Annotated in this window: 1 protein-coding gene; it reads right to left on the bottom strand. The window is 67.4% G+C overall.

All coding sequences use genetic code 11. From position 1 onward, the window contains the following. Positions 1 to 69: 69 nt before the first annotated feature. Positions 70 to 6,144 carry an RHS repeat-associated core domain-containing protein gene (locus IEZ12_RS36900; RefSeq protein ID WP_229848700.1) on the bottom strand — a complete coding sequence of 2,025 codons (6,075 nt, stop codon included), beginning with the start codon at positions 6,142 to 6,144 and terminating at the stop codon, positions 70 to 72. Positions 6,145 to 6,175 lie beyond the last annotated feature (31 nt).

Below are 6,175 nucleotides of genomic sequence, written 5' to 3'. Positions count from 1 at the left end.
GGGCTCGACCCTCCACCGGCAGACGAACGCTACTGCTTCACCCGTCCGAGCGACATCACACATTCAACTTCAGTAGCTGACCACAGACACGACCACCGCGGAGGCGCCATCAGCGCGCCTCACTTCATGACCCGGCTGCAGGTCTGCCGCGCTGACCCACAACTGCGTGCTGACGTCCCAGATCGGGTGGTGCTGGGTGGTGGTGATCTTCTGGGGGGAGGCGGAGCTGTCGGCCGGGTCGGTCAGGACCACATCGGTGAACTCGTGGTCGTCGGCGGTGCGGATCGTTCGCAGTACGGGATTGGCGGCTGACTGATCGGCGATGGGGTCCGTCGATTCGACTTCGTCCCCGAGCTGAATGTCCTCGATGGCCTTGGTGGTGCCATCGGCCATCAGGACCTTCGTCCCCGGCGGGAAGCTGTGAGTCTCGCCGGCTGTGATGCACGAGGCGGTGCTCATGGCCATGTCGACGGCGCCGTCGATCTGGTCCATCTTGTGCAGGGCGTTGGCACCCTTGGCAGCCTTCCCCGCCTTTTTCAGCGCGCCTACGCCGGGAACGGCCCCGAGCAGGTCTTCTGCCGCATCCAGGAAGTTGCCTTCCTGGAGCTCCATGGCCGTGAGTCCCACTGCGGCAACCGGTGCGAGCGGTGTGAACGAGGCGAGTTCCAGGCCGCCCCGGACGCGCTCGCGCACCGTGAAGTCGTTGTAGACCAGCGTGACATGGACACCCGTCATTGCCGGGTGCTCCTTGGTGGCGAGGGTGGAACCGCCCCAGTAGAAGAGGTCCCATCCGTCCTGGGAGGGCACCCAGGCCTCGTAGATGCGGTCCCCCTTGTCGTCCCGACAGATGTCGAAGCCGCCGCAGATCCCGTCCGGGCGCATGCCGCTGGGGTCGCTGAGGGTCAGCGGGTTGTTGTTGCTGTAGGTGTAACCCGTCAGGGACTGCGGATCGCCGGAGTCCAGCAACGGGTCGACGCTGATGAATCGTCCGGTGGCCGGATCGTAGTCACGGGCCCCGAGGTGGGTGAGGCCGGTGGGCTCGGTGACACCGCCGAGGAATCCGCGGGTGCCCGCCCAGGTTCCGGGACTGGTGCCGCGTACACCACCGAAGGGAGCAGAGCGGCGCTGCTCCAGGCCACCGCTGGTGGCGTCGATGCCGACTTCGGCGGTGCCGTGGTGATCGTTGATCTGGAAGGTGACGCGGTTGTCGTCCGTACGGACGGCGGTGGCGGCGCCCAGGGGGTAGTAGCGGGTCGCGGCAGGCTTGGTAGCGCCCTTGACCAGCTTGAGCTCGGTGCCACCGAGGTAGAGGGTCCAACTCTCGGCTGCCGGGTCTGCGGTGTCGAGAGTGTGCCCGATCAGGCGGGCGCCGGTCGTGTCGTACAGGTAGTCGGTGGTCTTGCTGGTGGTTGTGGTCGTGGAGCCGGCCGTGGTCTTCACCGTGTCGGCGAGCCGACCGAGGCGGCCTTCGGTGTCCCAGGTCAGTACCTGGTCATTGGTTCGGTTGGCCGACGGCTTGAGGTGCCGTGCGCTGGTGTTGCCGGAGTTGTCGTAGCCGTAGGTCTCCGCCACGGGCGCGCCCGCCGCCCCGGTCACGGTGCTGGTGGAGGTGAGGCTGTGCGGGCGGGCCGCAGTGGGGGCCGGGTAGCTGTAGGTCGTGGTCGAGTCCTGGTCGGACTTGCCCGTCGGTTCGTGACGGGTCTCCGTGGCCCGGGTGCCGTTGGTGTTGTAGGTCCAACTGGTCCAGTACGGGGCGGGGCCGCCCAGCTGGGTGCCGTTGGGAGCTGAGCAGGAACCGGTGTTGGGGGTGTAGGCCTCCGTAAGGCGCGCCAGGTAGTCGTAGGTGAAGCACTGGCGGTCGGTGCCCGCCCGGGAGGTGTCGGTCACCGAGGTGACGTTGCCTGCCTGGTCGTACGTGTAGCTGGCAGCCCGCGCGGCCCCGGTGACGCCGTACTGGTCGGCGCGGCTGGAGGCGAGGCGCTGCGTGCCCCATTCGTAGGTGTTGGTGAGGTAGACGTCCTTGCCGGCGGTGCCGTTGGAGAGCGTAGTCTGCAGCGGTTTGCCGGTGAGGCTGTAGGTCTGCCCGGTCTGGTACTTCGTCAGGCCTTCTACGGCGGTGACCCGGTGAAGGTCGTCGTAGCTGAAGACCACCGATTCACCCGGCAGGTTTCCCGCTGCCGGGTAGGAGGTGGACCTGGCCTGGCCGTCGAGCCGGTAGATGGTGCCGCTGATGTAGTTTCCGGCCAGGGCCTCCTGCCCCGGCACGGACGGGATCGTCACTGTTGTGCGGGTCGGACGGGCCATGGTGTCGAACAGCGCGTACGTCGTCTTGTACTCGTAGGTCTTGCCGCCGACCGTGCTGAACCGCGAATTGGAGGCTACCTGGCCCTTGTTGTTGACCGGGTCCCAGACCTGCGAGGTCAGCAGCGGACCGGTGACGGAGCCCTCATGGGTCTCGGTCACACGCGACAGGTTGTCATAGACGTTCGCGACGGTGTTGCCGCGCCCGTCCGTCGTGCTGGCCAGCTCGCCTCGGCTGTTGTAGGCCATCACCGAGGTTCCGGAGTCCGGGTCCACGGCCTTGACCTGTCGGCCGAGCTGGTCATACGTCCACGTCCAGACGGTGCCCGCCGGATCGGTCAGCTTCTTGAGATGCCCGGCGGCGTCGTACTCGTACTTGGTCGCGTCATAGGCGCCGGTCGGGGTGCCGGCCTTGTACTGGCGAAGTTCGGTGACCTTGCCGGCCCTGTCGAGCATCTGCATGGACGCAGTTCCGCCAGTGGGCGGAGTGACGGAGACGTAATCACCGCCGTACTCCGTCACCGTGCTCGACAGCGGCGTGCCGACGCCGTTCCCGGCACTCATCGTGGTTTTGACAGCCCGCCCGAGACCGTCGTACGCAGTGGCGGTCTGGGTTTCGACACCAGTGGTGTCGTCGACCTTGCGGAGTGTTCCGCTCGGCGCGCTGGTGGCGTAGTACGGCGCGTACGCGAGCGAGGCTTGGCCTCGCCCGTCGTAGAAGGTGTCGGCCAGGACTCGCCCGCCTGCGCTACCGGGTGCCTGGGTCTGTCGAGGCCGGCCGAAGCCGTCGTACAGGGCGTACGAGGTCTGCTGGGAGCCGTCCTCGTTGAGGGTCTTCTCCGCGACAGCGGCGATCTTTCCGTCCTCGACGGAGTAGCCGAACTCCTTGTTGGGCGTGTCCCCGTTGGCCTTGGAACGGTTGGGCTGCCAGACCTTGAGGGTGCGGCCGAGCGCGTCGTACAGCACGTCGGTGCGACGGTTGTTGACGTCGAGAGTGTCGATCGTTTGACCACGCAGCAGGTCGTACTCGGCGGTGGACGTCTGCGCGGTGGCAGCGCTGCCGAGGGTTGCCGGCGGAGTGGTGACCGTGGACTTGGTCGGCCGGCCGGTGGCCGGGGTGTAGGCGGTGGTGGTCGTGCGGGGGTCCGGCAGCGCGGTGGTGACCGCAGCGGTCGCTCCCGTGGTGTCGAACACCGTGGAGGAGACCAGCGCTGTTGTGGTTAGCGGACGCCCGTAGACGTCGTACGTGGCCGCGCTGTCCAGGTAGCTTGCGCTGTTGCCGGTCCGGCTTTTGAGCACGTGCACCAGCGTCAGGTCGTTCTTGACCGGTGCCTTCCCGTAGGCCTGGCCGTCGTAGCGGTAACGGGTGTCGGACAGGACCGCCGAGGTCCCGTCGGCCTGAGTGTCGCGATTGACGTTCGCCGCGCAGTCGACGGCGACCGTCTCCTGGCGGATCATCCCGGAAAGGATCCACGCCCCGGTGTTGTCGGCGTAGGTGGTCCGGGTGCACCGCTCGTCGCCACTGCGCCCGGTGTCACCGAGTTCCTCCGACATGGTGGTCCGGCCGTAGTTGTCGAAGGTGCTGTTGGTCCGCACCTCGCGCCAGCTCTTGCCCGCTCCGTTGTCCAGTGACGAGAAGGCACGCTGGGTCGACGAAGCGACCATGTTGGCGGTGGTGGTGCCCCAGTCCCGGGCCCGCTTTGCGGTCTCCTTCTTCCACGGAGTGCTGACGGTCTTGGCGAGGACGACACCGCCGGGCTTGTCGTACTGTTCCGTGCGGTACTGGTACGTGGCCCAGGCGTCATCGTCGATGAGGACGGTGCCTTCGCCGTCGTTCACGGTGACGGTGCGCTTGCTGTTCTTGTCGGAGGGGTTGTTGCGGTCGCCGTCCATGCCGCGCAGGAAGTACGAGTCGCTCTGCGTCGACATGCCTTCGACGCCGCCGCTCTCGACCCGGGCGTGGGCGTAGCCGCGCCATTGGGACCAGGTCTTGAGCTTCTCCTTGGTCAGGCCGTCCTCGTCGTCGAAGTGCCAGGCGGCGTCGCCGAGATAGGTGTAGTGGGTGACCATGTCGGGCGCGCCGCCGGTGCGGTCGGTGGCGATAACCGACTCGACCACGTACTTGTTGAACCACTCCGTGGTGACCGGGCTCTCCTCGGAGGCCTGGTACATCTGCGGGAAGCAGCGGGTGGTGTTGGTCTCCGGGATGGGCAGGTTCGCCCAGGTGCAGGCCTCGCCGGAGTAGTTGACGTCGATCTGGCCGCCGAGTTCGTCGGTGACGGTGCCCAGGCGCTGCTTGACGAATGGAGCGCGGCCGTCACCGGTCTTGTCCAGCCGGTTGACCATCTGCTTGTAGGCGAAGGCGGTCTTCGGCAGCGCGACGGCAGGGGTGGCGGAGTTGCCGGTGTGCTTGATCGAGTCCAGCAGGAGCTGGTAGTCGAAGTCGGCGGTGCCCCACTTGTGAGTCAGGTCCCAGGTGTCCACCGGTGCGTAACTGCCGTTCGCCTGAAGGGTCTTGGCGACGACCTGGGTGAGGCGGGTGCGGGTGAAGAACACCGGCGCGAGCACCCTGGTGCAGTCGGTGCCGTCCTTGCAGTTCTGGTCCCACGGGGTGTCGTACCAGTACTGCCGGTTGGTGTCGATCGAGCCCGCGTCGCAGCGGCCCGCCGTGGTCTCCAAGCAGCGCTCGGCGGTGCCGAACTCGACCCGGCCCATCGGCTTGACGGTCGCCGAGTAGATGTCGTTCTTCTGCTGGCCGTACTCGATGTGGTCGAGGCGCCCACCGCGCACGTACGGAGTGCGGTCGGTGGCCTTGAGGTTGCGGCCGTAGTTGTTGGTCTCCGGCGTGTACCAGTAGGTGACGTCGTTGCCGTGGGCGTCGACCACCAGGTCGAGGCTCCACCGCCAGCCCTGCTGGCACCACGAGGCGGCGAACGTCGAGGCGTTGCACGGCTCGCCGGCGTTGTTGCCGTACACCGGCACCGTGTACACCGACTTCGTCTCCGGCTGGCCGGCCGTCCAGTTCGGAAGACGGTTGTAGCCGAAGTAGTAAGACGTACCGTCAGTGGTCGTCGCCCGGAAGTACTCGCCGTCGTTGTCGCCGTTCCCGCGGGACGTGTCACGGACCCGGACGATCTTCGTCGAGTCATCGTTCTTGATCCGCCACTCGTCGGCGGACACCGGAATCAGTTCACCCGCATGCCCGTCGAAGCTGATCGTGGCGTTGTCGGTGCCCCAGCACAGGTCGCCGGGGCTGATATTGCCGGTCTTCGGCGCGCCGTCGTCCATGCACGGCTTGTAGGCCCGCTGCACGAAACCCGGAGCCAGATCGAAGCCGTCGCCCACCCAGGAGGCCTGGTTGTTGGTGCTCGCCGTACGTCCGTCGATGCCGGCCGAGTTGTACTTCAGGGCGAGCTTGGGCGTGAGACTGCCCGGCATCGCCGTCACCGGCATCTCGTAGGACCAGGTGAACGATCCGCTGTTCAGCGAGGTCGACCAGGTCGAGGCCGAGGAGAGCGGGCTCGCCTTGTAGTCGCCGCTCGGCCCGGCCGAACCGGTGGTGGCGGCCAGAACGACCGCACCGCCCACCGCCTGGATGCGGGTGGAACCGGCCGGAGCAGCGGTCAGTGCGTCCGCCGTGACCGTCTGCGCCTCGACGTCGTTGCCGCCAGGGAGCGGCGTCTGCGTCCGGCACTCGGCCGACTCCGGCGTGGTCAGTGCGCACTCGGGCAGTCGCACCAGCTTCAGGCGGGAGCCGAACCCGGAGCCCGCCGCCTGTGCGAAGGACGAGTAGTCGACGGCCACGCCGGCGTTCTCGTCCGTTCCGGCCACGGTGAACAGCACACCGGTGACACCGGCCTTGGCCGCCGCGTCC

The organism is Kitasatospora griseola (genome assembly GCF_014648555.1).
GTDB lineage: Bacteria > Actinomycetota > Actinomycetes > Streptomycetales > Streptomycetaceae > Kitasatospora > Kitasatospora griseola.
Note: the sequence above shows the minus strand (reverse complement) of the source record. Positions and strands in the feature narration are given on the sequence as shown.